This is a genomic window from Amycolatopsis sp. Poz14 (assembly GCF_006704225.1).
In the GTDB taxonomy this organism is placed as follows: domain Bacteria; phylum Actinomycetota; class Actinomycetes; order Mycobacteriales; family Pseudonocardiaceae; genus Amycolatopsis; species Amycolatopsis nivea.
In genome coordinates, this window is sequence record NZ_JACLHD010000001.1 from 5,902,754 (window position 1) to 5,921,218 (window position 18,465).

Genomic DNA, 18,465 nt, shown 5'->3' on the forward strand with positions numbered 1-18,465 from the left:
GCCTTCCGAATGGTCACACACGGACACCTGACTGGACACGATCTGTCTCACGCGAAATTCCCCCAAGACGCGTTTTCCTGACGGTTTCCGATCCGGATCCTCACGCCCGCAATCGACTAAACGCGCAGATAATCCACCTTCTTTGTTTCTAGCACGAATCGACCGTCCCGTCCTCAAAACCGGTCCACGGCGCGATCGCCTTCGAGCCGGCGGGCCACGGCGTCCCAGGTGCGGGCGCAGTGCCGGGCCAGCCGCGCCACCGTCGTCCGCGAATAGGGCGGAAGCCGGACGATCAGCCGCTCCCAGTGTGCCGCGGTCTGCGTGTGCAGGCTCAGCAGCCGGAGGACCGCCCGGCCGTCGGCGGTCGCGCGCAGCGCCGGGTCTCGCGCCAGGTCGCGGAGGTCCGGGAGAACCTCGCCGGGGCCTGCCTGCGCAGGCACGGAAACCGGTGCGGCCTCGTGGCCGGCGGGTCTGCTCGGCTTCGAGGCCAGCTGTTGTTTCGGCGGGATCGGCCCTTCGCCCGCCTTCAGCCGCCGGCGAACATCCCGCGCCGTGCTCAGCGCGATCCCCGCCTCGGCCGCCACCTCGCTCAACGGCGCGTCCGGACGGCGGTCCAGCAGTTCCCCGGCCCGGAGGCGGCCGGCCCGCGCGCTGACCGGCCGTCTCCGGCCGTCCCGGCCGATCCGCTGGACGGGCACGGCCACGGGCAGCCGGCGGCGAATCGTTCCGACCGTTTTGTCGGACAGCCCCGCGATCTTCGCGATCCTCCGGTCGGACCACTGCGGGTGCGACCGGAGGATGCGCCCGGCGGCAGCCGTGCGGTCGGCGTTCGACAACGGCAGGCCGTGCGCCGAGTTCCGGTGGACCGCCACGACGAATGCTTCTTCCTCGGAACCGTCGAAGAACTGGGCCGCGATCCGGTCATCGCCTCGCGCGATCGCGGCCCGGACCCGGTGCACCCCGTCGATGACCCGCATCGTGGCCCGGTGCACGATGATCGGCGGCAGCTCAGTCGCCGATTCCGCCAGGTTCTGGACGTGCGCTGCGTCGACGCCGCCGGTCCGCGGCGAATCGGCGTCGAGGAGGTCGGCCACCGCGACCATGACCACGTCCGGTTTCGCAGACAGCGCCCGCTCGGACGGAAACCCGGACGTCCCGCTCACCGGCACGTAATCCTGTCCTGTCATGCCATCCCCCCATCGCAGTGCGGCCGTCGTCCCGGGAACCAGTGCCGCCCGCACTCGTGCTCACGGTCCCGACGCGGGGGAGCCATGCACAGCAGGAAGCGACACCACTCCCGATTCCGCGGATTTCGCAGCACAAAAGAGCCGTTTCCGCTTTCGGGCGCTGTCCTATCCCCGATTCGACAACCATTCCCCCACAAGCCACCCAGTTCGGCCGAACGCCCGCAAGGCGGACGACGCGTCCGTACGACCATTACACTTGCCATGCCCCGGCTACATAACCCCTGACCGGGTAAAGATAGTCCTCCGGAAGGCAGGCTTCGTTAAGGAACAGCACTCCCGACCCGCTCGGTATTCCCCGCTCGCCGGAAATCAGCCATCTTCGGATATCGCAACGCCGTGGCAGCCCCGATGTGGCACCGTCCCGACGGCGCGGGGCCGATGACGACGAGCCCGCAACTGGGCGCATATCTGACCGAATTGCGCGGTCGCCCGGACGGTTGGCCCGTGAAGCGAACCGGGAAACCGTCGGCACAAAAGCACCGCACGATGGATGAAAAGGACGTTTTCCTGGAGGATCATCGCCGGTTTCGACGCCAAAGATCTTTTCCGGCCTGCTGGAAAACTCGTCGAAATCGGACCTATCTGGCCCGGCGATCCGGCAACTGGCCGAACCCCAGCGGTGCGACCGTCTCCGGCTCTCGCCGTCCGTCGCCGACCTTGAGGACACCGCCAACGCCCGACGCCGAGGCAGTGGACTCGGGCCGGGCCCGCCTGCCCGGTCGACCGCTTCGACGAGGCGGCGAACGCGCCAGTTCCGGGCCGGCTAGCCTGGCTTTCCCGACGTCACCGGCAGCCACGCCAGTATCGCGTCGGCGGCTTCTCCTGCTGAAATCTCGCTCGTGTCGACGTGGACGTCGGGATTCCGCGGTCGTTCGTACGGCGAATCGATGCCGGTGAAGTTCTTCAGCTCGCCGCGCCGGGCTTTCCGGTACAAGCCCTTGGGATCGCGTGCCTCCGCGACCGGCAGCGGGGCGTCGACGAACACCTCGCAGAACTCGCCGTCGCCAACCAGTCCACGGGCCAGTTCCCGGTCCGCGGCGAACGGAGAAATGAGCGAAACGACGACGACGAGACCCGCGTCCACCATCAACGCTGCGGCGTGCGCGACGCGCCGGACGTTTTCCCGCCGGTCGGCGGCCCCGAACCCGAGATCGCCGTTCAACCCCGTGCGCACATTGTCCCCGTCCAGCAGGTAGGTGTGCATTCCCCCTCCGTGCAGCCGCTCCTCGAGAAGGTTGGCAATCGTTGACTTGCCCGCACCCGAAAGTCCGGTCAGCCAGATCACCAGCGGCTCGTGCCCGTTCAACCTCGTTCTCGCCGCCTTTCCGACGACGGTGGCCTGCCGATGGATGTTCTCGGTCATTTCCGTTGCCCCCTCGAATAGTTCGCTCGGTGCCGCCGGCTGCAGCCCCGGTTCACCGAATTCCCAGGAACCAGGATATCGGCGTCGCCGGACCGACGATCAAGTACTTTCGCATTGCCGAAACCCCGTTCTTGCCCGCGCAAATAAACAGAGGCCAAGCCCGCAGAGGATCCCCTGTCCAAGGAAAGTGTTCCCGAAAACTGAATCGCAAACCGCGGGAAGCTGACTGCTTTCTCGTTAGCGCCCGATCGTCGGACAATTTGCGAACGGGGCAATCCGCACGATTCTCGGCAGAACTTCTGCCGGAGTCAGTCCATGGCGTGCCAGAAGAAGACAACTCCGCGCAGACGTCGGGCACTGTCGGCTATCGGCGGGCGCGGCGGCGCAGCGCGGGACGCGGCGCGTCGATGGGCCTCAGCCGGGTGGCCAGTCCAGCCGGGGTCGGCCGGTCGAAGAGGTCGCCCAGCGACACTTCCGCGCCGAGCCGGTCCCGGATCCTTGTGATGAGCATCGTGCCGGTGAGGGAATGGCCGCCGAGGGCGAAGAAGTCGTCGTCCGCCGACACCTCGTCCAGCCCCAGCACGTCGACGAAGAGTTCGGACAGCACGGTTTCCTCGTGGCCCCGGGGAGCGCGGCCCGCCGGGCGCGGCTCGGCCGCTGCCGCCAGCGCGCGATGGTCCAGCTTGCCGTTGGCGGTCAACGGCAAGCTGTGAAGCGGGACGATCTCCGCGGGCGCCATGTAGGCCGGCAGCGCGGCGGCGAGCCGGGACCGCAGTTCCCTGACGAGCGCCCGTACGGTGCGCGGTGCGCTCGGCGGCTCGGGCGGGGCGCCGGCAGGCCGGACCCGCGCCGGGTGGACCGCGTGCACCAGCCGCAGCCCGGAGCCGGCGAGCGCGCGCTCCTCGGTGACTTCCACCGCGAAGCCGTGGCGCCGAAGCAACGCCGCGGCCTGCCCGGCCTCCGCCGCTCCCGACACTTCCGCGACCACCTGGTCGATGCGTGCCCAGTCCGCGTTCTCGACCCCGGCGAGGACTTGCAACTCGCTCTTTTCGACGTCGATCTTCAGCAGATCGACCCGTTCGATCCGGTTCGCGCGCAGCATCTGCGAGATCGTCTCGACCGGCGCGGTCACGGTGACCGACTCGAGGCGGTCCGCGCGCACCTCCGCCTCGACATCGTCGACGCCGGTCTGCCGCAGGACGTTCGCGACGTAGGTCCGCATCAGCGCGCGCTCGGCTTCGGCGTCGGCGTGGCGTCCGGAAAGGATCGACGCGTGCGGATAGTACGTGAACTCCGCTTCGTCCTCCGGTTTTTCGCCGAGCGCCACCCGGAACAGGCGCGCATCGAGGCCGTGCAGCCGGACGTTGGCCTCGAGCGCGGCGAACGCCTCGGGCATCGGTTCGAACGCGTACACCGTGAGTCGACGGCACCGCGCGGCCGCGTCGATGGCGAACATCCCGATATTCGCTCCTGCGTCGAGCACCACGGCGTCGTCGGGCAGCCGGACGCCGTGCCGCAGGTACCCGCCGCCGTCCAACGTTTCGCGATACAGGAACTCCGCTTCCGCGGCACTGGGACCGACCAGCGCGACGTCTTCACCGGGTTCCCACAGGCCGAGCCCGGCAGGCAACTGCCCGGCGCGCAGCGCGACTGCTCGCGCCAGCAACGGCGCCCGTACGGGGTCGATCGTGACGTGCGCGACCAGCCGCTCTCGCGGACCTCCCGCACCGGCCATCGTGACGACCGCACGCCCCACCGCGGGGTGAGCGGCCAGCACCGTCTCGATCTCACCGGGTTCGATGCGGAATCCGCGCAGCTTCACCTGCCGGTCGACCCGGCCGAGGAAGTCGAGCTCGCCGTCCGGCAGGAACCGCGCCAGGTCGCCGGTCCGGTACATCCGCGCGCCTGACGGCCCGAACGGGCAGCCGACAAACCGCTCGGCAGTCAGCCCGGGCCGGGCGTGATACCCCTGCGCCAGGCAGTCGCCCGCGAGGTACAGCTCTCCTGGCACGTTCGCCGGCACCGGCTGCAGGTGCCGGTCGAGCACGAACGTGCGGACGTTGTCGATGGCCCGGCCGATGGGGACGGACCGGATGTCCGACCCCGGCTGGTGCTCGTGGAAAGTGACGTCGACAGCCGCTTCGGTCGGCCCGTACAGGTTGTGCAGGGCGGCACCGGGCAGCGACCGCCGGGCGCGCGCGGCGAGCGTCGCGTCCAAGGCCTCGCCACTGCAGATCACCAGTCGGAGGGACGTGCACCCGGCCGGCTCGGGACCCGCCATGAAGGCGTCCAACATGGACGGTACGAAGTGGGCGACGGTGATCCGGCGGCGGGTGATCACTTCGGCCAGCGCGACCGGGTCGCGGTGTCCTTCCGGGGCGGCCAGTACCAGGGTCGCACCGGCGACCAACGGCCAGAAGAACTCCCACACAGACACGTCGAAGGTGGCCGGGGTCTTCTGCAGGACCCGGTCTTCGCCGGTGAGCCGGTACTGCCGCTGTGTCCACAAGAGACGGTTCACCACCGCGCGGTGGGACACGGCGGCGCCCTTGGGGAGGCCGGTCGAACCGGACGTGTAGAGGACGTAGGCGGGTTGTCCGGGCGGAACCGCGATCGCGGGCGGTCCGGCGGGCCCGGTACCGGTCGTCTCGTCGGACACCGTGAGCTCGGCCGGGCAGCCGGGCACGGCACCGGCCGTCTCCTCGGCCACCAGCGCAACGCGCGCGCCGGTCTCCGCCACCATGTGGCGCAGCCGGTCCCCTGGCAGCTCCGGGTCAAGCGGCAGGTACGCGGCTCCGATCCGCATGACCGCTAGCAGCGCGACCACCAGTCGCGCCGAGCGGGGGACGGCGACCGCGACGACCTCGCCCGCTCGCACCCCTTCGGCGAGCAGACGCCGAGCCAGCCGCCCGGACTCCGCGACCAGTTGGGCATAGGAGACTTCCCTGCCGTCCTCGTCGGCGAGCGCGAGTGCGTCCGGAGTGCGCGCGGCCTGTGCGTCGATCAGGCCGGTGACGGTGGTTTCGGGGATCCGGTGCTCCGGGCCGACGCCCGTTGCCAGCAGTGCCGAGCGCTCTTCTCCGGTCAGCACCGCAAGCTCGGCCAGTTGAGCCGACGGCCGCGACGCGACCGTTGCCAGGATTCGCTGCAGTCCGGCGGCGAGCCGCCGGGCCGTGTCCTCGTCGAACAACGCGACGTCGTACCCGATCCGGCATTCGACGCCGGCCGGGGCGCCGCCCGGACCGCGCCGGTCGGCGAACGAGAACAGGAGGTCGAACTTCGCGACGCCGTGGTCGACCGGATCGTCCGCGACGGTCGCGCCGGGGAGCGCCCAGTCGCCGCCCGCCCGGCCTGTTTCCGTGTCGAAGGTCAGCATCGCCTGGAACAGCGGATGGCGGGCCGCCGAGCGCGGCGGGTTGACCCGTTGGACGACCAGCTCGAACGGGACGTCCTGGTGGTCGAACGCGGAGAGGTCGGCGGACGCCACGGAACGCAGAAGGTCCGCGAACGTGCCGGTGCGCGGGAGTTTCGTCCGCAGCGCCAGCGTGTTGACAAAGAAGCCGATGGAGTCCGCGAGCTGGTCGTCGGGCCGGTTCGCGACCGGCACGCCGATGACGACGTCCTCGCCGGCGCCGAACCGGTGCAACAGCCAGGCGACCGCGCTGTGCAGCACCATGAACAGTCCCGCGCGATTTTCGGAGCCCGCGCGCACTAGTTCGGCGTGCACGTCGGCGGGCAATGAAAACGTCGTGCTTGCACCGCGGAACGACGGAATCCGTGGCCGCGGCCGGTCGAACGGCAACGGCAGTTCCGCGGGCGCGTCCCGGAGGAAGTCCGCCCAGAACGCCAGCTGCGTACCGGCGAGCGACTCCGGATCAGCGGGGTCGCCGAGCAGCTCCCGCTGCCACCGGGCGTAGTCCGGATAATGCACCGGCAGCGGTGTCCAGGTCGGTTCGTCCCCGTCCCGCCTGGCCGCGTACGCGCGCGAAAAATCGCGGGCGAACGGCGTCATCGACCAGCCGTCCGCGGCGATGTGGTGAAACACGACGACGAAGACATGAGCGACGGCAGAAAGCTGAAATAAACGAGCTCGAACCGGCATTTCGGAACCAAGATCAAATGGTCGGGAGATGAACTCCCGCACCGCCTCCTCGAGCGAGCCTCCCGGTTTTATGCCGCACACCTCGAAAGTCGCGAATGTTCGGTTTCGGGCCGCGCCGACAGTGAGCAGGACCGGCTCCGGGCCGTCACCGGTATGGCGGTACAAAGTTCGCAGAATCTGGTGTCGCACAACGACATCGTGCAGGGCTGCCGGGAACGCGCCGACTTCGACGGGGCCGGCGATCCGGATCGCCAGCGGGATGTTGTAGCTGGCGGAACGCCTGTCGATCAGGTAGCGCACCCACAATTGCTGCTGCTCGAAAGACAACAGAGCCACCGAGATTCCCCCTAGCCAGTGCGACCTTGGCTCTCCCCTGAACGCGGCGCCGGCGACCTGACCTTAGACACAGCCGGGAACAGCCGTCAAGGAACGCCGGCGATCGCAATTGCGCGATGTATGCGAAGCGTATATCGGGATTGTCACCCACGGATGCCGTTGCTATGGTGGCGGAGCATTGGATCAGCGACCACGACGATTTTGCGGTCGTATTGCGCGTCGGTGCCCAGGTCTCCGCCTTCTCCGGCGGGCCGGGCTCAGGGGGAGTTCTGCGAACAAAGCGACGCACAGAACCGCTTGGGGGAGGTTCAACAAATGCGCACGCGCGGGCCGGACCACACCGACGCCATGCCGTTGCTGGCCGGCCAGATGGGCGTGTTCCGCGCGCAACAGCTGGAGCCCGGCGACCCGTTCTACAACTGCGCCGAGTACGCCGACATCCGCGGCGAACTCGACCACGACACGTTCGTGCGGGCGCTGCGCACCATGGTCGGCGAAGCCGAGTGCCTGCGCCTGGCGTTCGCGCCCGACAGCGCCCGCCAGGCCATCACCGAACTGGCGGACTGGTCGCCGGAGACCGCCGACCTGTCCGGGGCCCCCGACCCGGAAGCCGCTGCGCGCGAGTGGATGCGGCGCGACCTGCACCGCCCCGTCGACTGGACGCCGGGCCGGCTGTTCACCGAGGCTCTGCTGAAACTGGGGCCGCACCGGCACTTCTGGTACCAGCGCATCAACCACGCGCTCGCCGACGGCCTGAGTTTCGCGCTGCTCGCGCAGCGCACCGCTCGGATTTACCGCGGCCTGCGCGCGGGTGTGGACGCGGGCACTCCCCTGCCCCCGCTCGAAGGCCTTCTCGCGGCCCAGCGCGCCTACGACGGTTCGCCTGCCGCCGAACGGGATCGCCGCTACTGGCTCGACCGCTACGCCGACCTGCCTGCCCCGGTCGACCTGGGGCGGCGGCCGTCCGCGGTGCGAGCGGACTTCCACCGCACCGAACGCAGCGTGTCCGCGGCCGGTTTCGCCGAACTCCGCGCGTTCGCCGCCGAACACGGCTCCCGGTGGCCGGTCGTGCTCACCGCGGCCGTGGCTACGTGGTTCGCCACGCGCGGCGGGACCGGGGAGGCCGTGCTCGGGCTTCCCGTCTCCGGGCGCCCGGCGCGGGCGCTGCGCGAAATCCCCGGGATGATGTCGAACATCCTGCCGTTCCGGGTTGCCGTCGATCCGCGACAGCCGGCCGCCGCCGTGCTGGCGAGCACCTCGGCGGAGCTCAACGGCGCTCTGCGCCACCAGCGTTTCCGCGGCGAGAACCTCCACGCGGAACTCGGCTGGCCCGCCGACCGCCGCCGGTTCTTCGGGCCGCTGCTCAACATCATCCCGTTCCCGTGGAACGTCGACTTCGGCAACGGGCCCGCCGAGATGCGGAACCTGGCCACCGGCGCGGTGGACGACCTGTCGATCACGGTCTTCCACCGCGGAGACGACACCGGGCTGGAGTTCTACTTCGACGCTCACCCCGAGGTGCTCGACCCCGCCGCGCTGGACGAGCACGCCGACCGCATCGTCCGCTTCCTCGGCGAGTTCGCCCGCCCGGGAGCCGGAGGGCCGGTCGCGCGCCTGCCAGTGGTCGGCGATGCGGAAGCCCGCACGTTGCTCGGCCTGGGGACCGGACCGCGACGCCCGGCGGGCAGGTCGCTCCTGCCTGCCATGGCGGCGGCAGCCACGGCGCGTAACCCGGAAGGCGCGGCGGTGCGCTGCGCCGGCCGGGTCCTGTCCCATGCGGTGCTCGACCAGGACGCGAACCGGCTCGCGCGGCTCCTGGCTGCCCACGGCGCAGGACCGGAGTCCTTCGTGGGCATCCGCCTCGACCGCGACGAGTCCCTGGTGACCGCGGCACTGGCCGCGCTGAAGTGCGGTGCGGCCTACCTGTCGCTCGATCCGGCCTACCCCGCGGCACGGACCGCGTTCATCATCGAGGACGCCCGGCCCGCGATCGTCGTCACGACCGCCGAGCTGGCCCCGACGGTCCCGGACGGGACACCCGTCCTGGCGCTCGACGACCCGGACACCCGGGCCCGGCTGGCGGACGCGGCCGGCGACGACCTGACCGACGCCGACCGGGTCACCGCGCTACGGCCCGACCATCCCGCCTACGTCATCTACACGTCAGGCTCGACCGGCCGCCCGAAGTGCGTCGTCGTCCCGCACGGGGCGGCCGCCGATCTCGTCGAGTCGGCGATCGAGGAGTTCGGCGCCGCCGCATGGCAGCGGTCCCTGGCGGCCACGTCGCTCAACTTCGACCTGTCGTTCTTCGAGGTGTTCCCGGCGCTCGTCGCAGGCGGTTCGGTCGAGATCGTGCCGAACATGCTCGCGATGACCGAGCGCGAACACGCCGGCTGGGCCGGTTCGATCCTGGCCGGGGTTCCCTCTTCGCTCGCGGGCGTGCTCGCCGCCCCGTCCGGGCCCCGCCCGGGCATCATCGTGTTCGGTGGCGAGGCCCTGCCTGCGCGGGCGGTGGCGGACGCCCGCGAACGCCTGCCGGGCGTCCGGATCGGGAACATCTACGGCCCGACCGAGGTCACCGTCTACTCCACGCTCTGGCGGGACGACGGCGCGGAAGGCGATCCGCCGATCGGAAGGCCGATCGCGAACCGCCGGGCCTACGTGCTCGACTCCTGCCTGCGGCTCGCCCCGCGCGGTGCGGCAGGCGAGCTGTACCTCGGCGGCGACGGGCTCGCTCGCGGATACCTCGCGCGGCAGGGACTCACCGCGAGCCGTTTCGTGGCGGATCCGTTCGGGCCGGCGGGCGAGCGGATGTACCGCACCGGCGATGTCGTCCGGTGGGACTCCGCAGGACGGCTGGTCTTCCTCGGCCGCGCCGACGACCAGGTCAAGATCCGCGGTTTCCGCATCGAACTCGGCGAGGTCGAGGCGGTACTCGCGGGCTGCCCCGGCGTGGCCAGGGCAGCGATCGTGGCCCGGCAGGACGGAGAAGGAGACCCTCGGCTGGTCGCGTACGTCGTTTTCGAGGACGGCGCGGCCCGCACCGCCGACGAGTTGCGCGCCCACCTCTCCGCGCAGCTTCCCGACTACCAGGTGCCTGCGGTATACGTGCCGCTCGGCGTAATGCCGCTCAACCGCAACGGCAAGCTCGATCGCGCGGCCCTGCCGGCGCCGGACGCGGCCGGGACCGGTGGCGCCATTCCCCGAACGCCGCGCGAGAAAATCCTGGCCGAGATCGTCGCCGACGTGCTCGGCATCCCGGAGATCGGCGTGGACAAGGACTTCTTCGAGGCAGGCGGAGACAGCGTTCTCGCCATCCAGGTCAGCTCCCGGGCCCGGGCCGCGGGCATCTCCTGCACCCCCACCGATCTGTTCCGGCACCGCACGGTCTCCGCGCTCGCCGACGTCGCCCCGGCATCCGCCGAGCCCGCGCCTGCTCCGTCGAGCGGCGTCGGCCGTGTGCAGCCCTGGCCCATCCTGTGCTGGTTGCGCGAACGGGGCGGCCCGATCGACGGGTTCGCGCAGTCCGTGGTGCTCCGCGCGCCCGCCGGGCTGACCGCCCAGCGGCTCACCGTCGTGCTTGGCGCCCTGGTACGCCACCACGACGCGCTGCGCCTGCGCCTGAACGGCCCGGACGTGGTGGTCGCCGCGGCCGGGGACCTCCCGGCGGGCACGGTCCGCCGGGTCGACGCGTCGGGCAGCTTCGACGAGCGGGCATTCGCGTCCCTTGTCGAACGGGAAACCGCGGCAGCACGCGCGGAACTCTCTCCCGCCGAAGGCGTGCTGCTCCGGGCGGTGTGGTTCGACACCGGTTCCGGCCGCGGCGCGGTGCTCCTGATGGTGCACCACCTCGCCGTCGACGGCGTTTCGTGGCGGATCCTGCGGGACGACCTGGAGTCGGCGTGGGAAGCGGCGAGCGCCGACCGCGAGCCGGTGCTCGCCGCCGTTGGCACGTCTTTGCGGGAATGGTCGGACCGGGTCGCGGCCGACGCTTCGTCGAACACCCGGGCACGGGAGCTTCCGCTGTGGCGGGCGATGCTCGGCACAGCGGGCGAACCGCTCGTCCCCGGCCGCGACACCACCGCGACCGCGGGGCGGCTGAGCCGCCTCCTCCCTCGCGAGCGCACCGCCCCTCTCCTCACCACCGCGCCTGCCCGGCTGGCCGCGGACGCCGCCGACCTCTTCGTCACCGCGTTCGCGCTTGCCGTCCTCGACATCTCCGACGACGACACCGTGACCCTTGACCTCGAACATCACGGGAGAGACGAGGACGGTGCCGACCTGAACCGCACCTTGGGCTGGTTCACGACGCTCCACCCCGTCCGGTTGGCGCTTCCCGGAGCCGACCTCGACGGCGCGCTCTCCGGCGGCCCCGCGGCCCTCGACGTCGTGCGCCGGGTCAAGCGGCAACTGCGGGAGATCCCCGATCACGGCCGGGGTTTCGGCAGGTTGAAGTACCTCGGCGGGCCAGCAGGCGTGAGCCTGGCCGAGCACCCTGGTCCGCGATTCGCGTTCAACTACCTCGGCCGATTCCCGAGCCGCGACGGGGATTGGCAGCCGCTGCCGGGATTCGGGGCGCTGCGTGCCCACGCCGACGCGGGCATGCCGCTGGCCCACGCGATCGAGCTCGACTGCTACGTCGCGGACGGACGCGGAGGCAGCGAGTTGCACGCGCACTGGCAATGGGCGGCCGAGGCGGTGCCCGAGGAAACGGTCCGCGCGCTGGCCACCCGGTGGTTCGACGCACTCGACGGCCTGTGCGCCGCCGCCGAAGCCGCCGACGGAGCCGGCGCCCGCACTCCCGCGGACTTCACGCACGCCGGACTCACTCAGAACGAACTCGACCGCGTCCGCGAGCTGTGGGGGGCCGCCGAATGACGACGGCAAGGGTCGCCGACATCCTGCCGCTCACCTCGACTCAGCAGGGCATGCTGTTCCACAGCCTGTACGACACGTCCGGTCCGGACCTGTACGCGTTCCAGATCGTCCTCGGTCTCGACGGCCCGCTGGATGCCGCCCGGCTCCGCGCAGCGGGCCAAGCCCTGCTCGACCGGCACGACGCGCTGCGAGCGGGCTTCGTGCACGAAACCGTCCGGGAGCCCGTGCAGGTCATCGCTGCCGAAGCGACGCTGCCGTGGGCGGAACACGATCTTCGCGAGCTCGACGCGGACTCCCGGGAGGCCGCGATCCGGCAGGTCCTCGCCGAGGACCGGGCGCGGCGCTTCGATCTCGCGAGGCCGCCGCTGCTGAGGCTGACCCTCATCCGGTGTTCCGGCGAGCGCGACACGGTCGTGCTCACCAACCACCATTTGCTCTACGACGGGTGGTCGCTGGCAATCCTGCTCCGAGAGCTGTTCCGGTTGTACGCCGGGGAACTGCCGGCGGCCCTGCCGCGGCTCGTTCCCTACCGCGAGTACTTCACGTGGCTCGGAAAGCAGGACGGCGCCGCCGCCCGGGAGGCCTGGACCGAGGCGGTCCGCGATCTCGAACCGACCCTGCTGGCACCCGCGGTCCGCCCGGGCGCCGCTCCCGAAGTCCGCGAACACGAGCTCGTTCTGGACGAACCGGCCACCGAGGCGCTGACCCGGCTGGCCAGGTCGGCGGGGGTCACCCTGGGCACCGTGTGCCGGGGCGCGTGGGGAATCCTGCTCGCCCGGCTGACCGGCCGCGCCGACGTCGTGTTCGGCACGACGTCGGCGGACCGGCCGCCCGGCCTCCCCGGCGCGACGGACATGATCGGGTTGTTCATCACCACTCTGCCGACCCGGATCCGCGCCACCGCGGCGGCGACCGCACCGGAACTGTTCACCTGCCTCCAGCGCACCCAGGCCGAACTGCTGCCCCACCAACACCTCGGCCTCCCTGAAATCCATCGTCTCGCCGGACACCGCGACCTGTTCGACACTTTGGTGGTCTTCCAGAACTACCCGCTCGACGAGGCCGGCCTTGCCGCTGGGTCCGGGCTGCGTCTCCGTTCGCTCGCGGGCCAGACGAGCACCCACTACCCGCTGAGCCTGACCGTGTTCCCGGGACAACGTCTTCGCCTGCAAGCGAAGTACCGAACCGATCACTTCACCGGAACCGAGGCCGAGACGCTGCTGGCGCGCTGGGCCCGGCTCCTCGCGTCCCTCGGCGCCGACCCGGACGCCCCGCTCGCCCGCCACGACGTCCTGCTGCCGGGCGAGCGAGCGCGGGCGTTGACAACGGGCAACGACACCGGCGAACCGCGGTTGCGGCCCAGCGTCCCGGAAATGTTCGCCACGTCCGCACGCGCACACCCGGAGCACGCCGCGCTCGTCACCGCCGGCCCCGCCGTCGCGTACGGCGAACTGGCCTCCGATGTCGACGCGCTGGCCGCGCACCTGGTCCGCCGCCACGGGATCGGGCCGGAGACTGTCGTGGCGCTGCTGATGCCGCGCTCACGAGCGTTCGTTACCGCGGTGCTGGCGGTGCTGCGCGCCGGGGCGGCGTACCTCCCTCTCGACCCCGCCTACCCGCGGCGACGGCTCGCCCACATGCTCGGCGACGCCGGCGCGCGGGTCCTGCTCAGCACTGCGGAAGTCGAGGTGCCGGAGACTGACGTGCCACTCGTCGTTCTCGGGCGACCGTTGCCGGCGGCCGCTCCCGAAAGCGGCTTCCAACCGCCTCGTCCCGACCACGCGGCGCTGCTGATCTATACCAGCGGCACCACCGGGATGCCGAAGGCCGCGGTGCTCACGCACGGAGCGCTGGCCAACCGCTTCCGCGGAATGCAGGAGGAAGACCCGCTCACGACCGCGGACCGCGTGCTGCACAAGGCCGCGCTGGGATTCGACGCCGCGGCATGGGAGATCCTCTGGCCCCTGACCCACGGAGCGACGGTGGTGCTGGCCGAACCGGGCGACGAGCGCGACCCGGTGCGGCTGGCCCGAACCATCGAGCGCGAATCGGTGACACTGAGCCATTTCATCCCGTCGATGCTGAGGGAATTCCTCGAGTCCGTCGAGGGCGGCCGGTGCCCGTCGCTGCGCAGGGTGCTCTGCGGCGGCGAAGTGCTGACGGCGACCCTGCGGGATCACCTCTTCGAGAAGTTCGACGTCGCGCTGCACAACCGGTACGGACCGACCGAAACCGCCATCCACGCGACGCACCACAGGGTGGGCCGGACCGAGGAAGCGGTCCCGATCGGCTCGCCGGTCCTGGCCATGCAGGCCTTCGTGCTGGACGGGTTTCTGCAGCCGGTCCCGCCCGGCACCACCGGAGAACTCCACCTCGCCGGCCCCCAACTCGCCCGCGGCTACCACAACCAACCCGCACTCACCGCCACCCGCTTCACCGCCAACCCCTACGGCCCACCCGGCACCCGCATGTACCGCACCGGCGACCTCGTCCACCAAGACCACCACGGCCACCTCCACTTCCACGGCCGCACCGACACCCAAACCAAACTCCGCGGACACCGCATCGACCCCACCGAAATCGACACCGCCCTCACCACCCACCCCCACATCACCACCACCCACACCACCCTCCGAACCGACAACCCCCACAACCCCCAACTCACCACCTACCTCACCACCACCCACCCCATCGACACCCGAGAACTCCGCCGCTTCGCGGCGGACCGGCTTCCCGCCCACATGGTGCCGTCGGCGTTCGTGATCCTGGATTCGGTGCCGCTGAGCCCCAACGGCAAGCTCGATGCCGACGCGCTGCCCGCGCCCGCGCCGTCCGCGCCGGGCCGGCCGGCGCGCACCTTCCAGGAGGAGATCCTCACCGGCCTGTTCGCCGAGGTGCTCGGGCTGCCGCGGGTCGGCGTCGACGACGACTTCTTCGAACTGGGCGGCCACTCTCTGCTCGCCACCCGGCTCGTCAGCCGGGTGCGAAGCGTCTTCGACGCCGAGGTTCCGATCCGCGCCCTTTTCGACGCGCCGACGGTGGCCGCGTTCGGCCGAGTGCTGACCGGCGCGGGCCGCAGCCGCTGCCGGCTCGCCCCACGCCCCCGCCCGGAAGTGCTTCCGCTGTCGTACGCACAGCAGCGGCTGTGGTTCCTCAACCGGATGGACAACGCGGCGCCTGCCTACAACGTGTCGTTTTCCCTGAGGCTGCTCGGTCCGCTCGAAGCCGGAACGGTCGAGGCCGCCCTGAACGACGTGGTCGCCCGGCACGAGAGTCTGCGCACGATCTTCCCGGAGGTGGACGGCGACCCGCGGCAGCTAGTCCGGCCCGCGGACGAGGTCCGCTCCGTGCTCACCCCGGACGCGGTGGCCGAGGGCGCACTCGCGGGTTACATCGCCGAGCACAGCCAGTACCCCTTCGACCTCACCGCCGAAGTCCCGTTCCGGGCCCGCCTCGCGGCCGTCGGGCCCGAAGAGCACGTACTGCTGCTCGTGTTCCACCACATCGCCAGCGACGGCTGGTCGATGACCCCGCTGCTGCGCGATCTCGCCGCCTCCTACCGCGCCCGCCGCGACGGCTCGGCCCCGGCCTGGACGCCGCTGCCCGTCCAGTACGCCGACTACACGTTGTGGCACCGTGAATTGCTCGGCGACCCGGCGGTGCCGGGCACGCTCGGCGCGGCCCAGCTCGGCTTCTGGCGCGAAACGCTCGCAGGGTTGCCGGCCACCCTGCGGCTTCCGTTCGACCGGCCGCGGCCCGCCGTCACCACCGGCCGCGGCGGCGTCGTCGGATTCCGGTTCGACACCGCCCTGCATGCCGGGATGATCGACCTGGCCCGTACCAGCGGGGCCAGCCTCTTCATGGTCGTCCAGGCGTCCCTCGCCGCCTTGCTCACCAAGCTGGGAGCGGGCGCCGACATCCCCATCGGAGCCCCGGTCGCCGGCCGTACCGACGACGCGCTGGACGAACTGGTCGGCTTCTTCGTCAACACCCTCGTGCTGCGCACCGACACCAGCGGAGACCCGTCACCGCGCCGGTTGCTTGCCCGGGTGCGCACCGCCGACCTCGCCGCGTTCAGCCACCAAGACCTGCCGTTCGAACAACTGGTCGCCGCGCTCAACCCGGAACGGTCGCTGGCGTGGCACCCGCTGTTCCAGGTCATCCTCACCCTCGACAACACACCCGACGCGGAACTTGACCTCGACGGATTGCGCACGACGATGGCCCCGGCCCTCGCGGACGTCGCGAAGTTCGACCTGTCGGTGCACCTCGCGGAAGAACGCGATGCCGACGGCCCCGCCGGCATCGCGGGGATGCTGGAGTTCAACGCCGACGTGTTCGACCGCGGCACGGCGGAGACGATCGTGACGCGGTGGCAACGGCTGCTCGCCTCCATGCTGGCGGACCCGGACCGTCCGCTCAGCAGGCACGACGTGCTCTCCCCCGGCGAGCGACGGAAACTCCTCAAGGAGGCCAACGACAACACCGCCGAGGTGCCGGACGCCACGGTCGTGGACCTGTTCGAACGCCAGGCCGGCACGACACCCGATCGGACGGCGGTCGTCACGGCGGCAGGGGACGCGGTCGGCTACCGGACCTTGGAGGCACGGGCGAACCGCCTGGCACGCCATCTCAGCGCCACGTACGGCGTCGGACCGGGCTCGGTCGTTGCCCTGGCCCTTCGGCACAGCGCGGAAGTGCCGGTCGCAGTCTTCGCCGTGCTGAAGACTGGCGCAAGCTACCTCCCGCTCGACCCGGACTCACCGGCCGTGCGGGTGCGGCACATGCTCGACGACGCCCGGCCGGACGTCGTCGTCAGTGTGAAGGACGTCCGCCTGCCCGGAACCGGAGTCGCGATCCTCCGGCTGGACGATGCGACGACGGCTTCCGAACTGGCAGCGCGGAGCGACGCGCCGCTCGCGGTCCCGATCCACCCAGAAAGCCTCGCCTACCTCATCTTCACCAGCGGCACAACCGGCAGGCCAAAGGCCGCCGCCGTCACCCATCGCGGGCTGGCGACCTATCTCCACTGGTGCGGAAAGCGGTATCCGTCGCTGTCGGTCGCGGCGCCGTTGTACTCCTCGCTGGCATTCGACCTCACCGTCACCAGCCTGTTCGGCCCGCTGGTGTCCGGCGGCAGCGTGTACGTTGCCGACGTGCTGCACGGCGAGGCCGTCTCCGCCGCCGGGCCCCGGTTCCTCAAAGCCACCCCGAGCCACCTGCCGCTGCTGCTCGAGAACGGCGGCGCGTGGCCGGTGACCGGCGAGCTCGTGCTCGGCGGAGAGCCGTTGCGCGGCGCCGAGCTCGACCGCTGGCGGGCGCGCAACCCCGGAGCCATCGTGATCAACGAGTACGGGCCCACCGAAACCACGGTCGGCTGCATGGAATACCGCATCCCGCCGGGGGCGCCGATCGACCGCGGGGTGCTGACCCTCGGCCGGCTCGCCGACAACGTCCAGGGCTACGTGCTGGACGGGTTTCTGCAGCCGGTCCCGCCCGGCACCACCGGAGAACTCCACCTCGCCGGCCCCCAACTCGCCCGCGGCTACCACAACCAACCCGCACTCACCGCCACCCGCTTCACCGCCAACCCCTACGGCCCACCCGGCACCCGCATGTACCGCACCGGCGACCTCGTCCACCAAGACCACCACGGCCACCTCCACTTCCACGGCCGCACCGACACCCAAACCAAACTCCGCGGACACCGCATCGACCCCACCGAAATCGACACCGCCCTCACCACCCACCCCCACATCACCACCACCCACACCACCCTCCGAACCGACAACCCCCACAACCCCCAACTCACCACCTACCTCACCACCACCCACCCCATCGACACCCGAGAACTCCGCGCACTGCTCGAGGAATCGCTGCCGGAGTACCTCGTGCCCGCCCATCTCGTCGTCCTCCCCCGGATGCCGCTCACGCCCACCGGAAAGATCGACGTCGCGGCCCTGCCCGCCCCGGTCGTGCGCGGCACCGGATCGGGATCGGCGGCCGACGAACGGGAGCGGATTTTGTGCCGGCTGGTCGGCGAGGTCCTCGGAGTGCCTCACGTGGGCACCGAGGACAACTTCTTCGATTTGGGCGGGCACTCCCTGCTCGCGACCCGGCTGATCGGCCGGATCCGCGCCGAACTCGGGGCCGAGCTCAAGCTGCGCACGCTGTTCGAGCACCCGACGATCGCCGGCTTCGCCCGCCGGCTCGGCACCGCCAGGATCCGGCCGCGGCTGCGCCGCGAGGACGAACCCGAAAACCGCTGACACACGACGAATCGGAGGAAGGACCGCAGATGGCCGAGTCGACCAACCCGTTCGACGATCCCGAAGGCACCTTTCTGGTGCTGATCAACGATGAAAAGCAGTACTCGTTGTGGCCGCAGTTCGCGGCTGTGCCCGACGGCTGGCGGACGGTGCACGGTCCCGGCCCTCGGCAGGACTGCCTCGAGTACATCGAGACCCACTGGACCGACATGCGCCCGGCCAGCCTCGTTCGCGCCATGGCCGAGCGAGAGAGCTGAACGGCGGGAGCCC

General features: G+C 70.9%; 6 protein-coding genes. 3 read left to right on the forward strand and 3 right to left on the reverse strand.

All coding sequences use genetic code 11. The features are described 5' to 3' along the window. Positions 1-173 precede the first annotated feature (173 nt). The 3 genes from FKO37_RS27965 to FKO37_RS27975 form a co-directional block, all read right to left on the reverse strand. The gene (locus FKO37_RS27965) at positions 174-1,187 is read right to left on the reverse strand and encodes a ParB N-terminal domain-containing protein (RefSeq protein ID WP_238606419.1); all 1,014 of its coding nucleotides are present in this window, start codon (positions 1,185-1,187) and stop codon (positions 174-176) included. An 823-nt stretch (positions 1,188-2,010) separates the two neighbouring features. Next, on the reverse strand, positions 2,011-2,610 hold the full coding sequence (cysC, locus tag FKO37_RS27970; protein WP_134662743.1) for an adenylyl-sulfate kinase: 600 nt from the start codon (positions 2,608-2,610) through the stop codon (positions 2,011-2,013). A gap of 364 nt (positions 2,611-2,974) precedes the next feature. Continuing rightward, complete coding sequence (locus FKO37_RS27975; RefSeq protein ID WP_238606420.1) at positions 2,975-7,048, reverse strand: amino acid adenylation domain-containing protein; 4,074 nt, start codon at positions 7,046-7,048, stop codon at positions 2,975-2,977. Positions 7,049-7,363: 315 nt separating this feature from the next. On the opposite strand from FKO37_RS27975, the gene FKO37_RS27980 reads away from it, so the two are divergent. Genes FKO37_RS27980 through FKO37_RS27990 form a run of 3 tightly spaced genes read left to right on the forward strand, consistent with a single transcriptional unit; the run spans position 7,364 to position 18,452 of the window. Further along, a complete protein-coding gene (locus FKO37_RS27980; RefSeq protein WP_238606421.1) occupies positions 7,364-11,926 on the forward strand; it encodes a non-ribosomal peptide synthetase in 4,563 nt (1,520 codons plus the stop codon). Beyond that, a complete protein-coding gene (locus tag FKO37_RS27985) occupies positions 11,923-18,195 on the forward strand; it encodes a non-ribosomal peptide synthetase (RefSeq protein ID WP_238606422.1) in 6,273 nt (2,090 codons plus the stop codon). The genes FKO37_RS27980 and FKO37_RS27985 overlap by 4 nt, the downstream gene beginning before the upstream one ends. Positions 18,196-18,224: 29 nt before the next feature. Further along, on the forward strand, positions 18,225-18,452 hold the full coding sequence (locus FKO37_RS27990; RefSeq protein ID WP_134662747.1) for an MbtH family protein: 228 nt from the start codon (positions 18,225-18,227) through the stop codon (positions 18,450-18,452). Positions 18,453-18,465: the final 13 nt, after the last annotated feature.

Excerpts from the sequence above, each read along its gene's own strand:
- FKO37_RS27965 (WP_238606419.1), bottom strand. The coding sequence starts at position 1,187 with ATGACAGGACAGGATTACGTGCCGGTGAGCGGGACGTCCGGGTTTCCG.
- cysC (WP_134662743.1), bottom strand. The coding sequence starts at position 2,610 with ATGACCGAGAACATCCATCGGCAGGCCACCGTCGTCGGAAAGGCGGCG.
- FKO37_RS27980 (WP_238606421.1), top strand. The coding sequence starts at position 7,364 with ATGCGCACGCGCGGGCCGGACCACACCGACGCCATGCCGTTGCTGGCC.
- FKO37_RS27990 (WP_134662747.1), top strand. The coding sequence starts at position 18,225 with ATGGCCGAGTCGACCAACCCGTTCGACGATCCCGAAGGCACCTTTCTG.
- FKO37_RS27985 (WP_238606422.1), top strand. The coding sequence starts at position 11,923 with ATGACGACGGCAAGGGTCGCCGACATCCTGCCGCTCACCTCGACTCAG.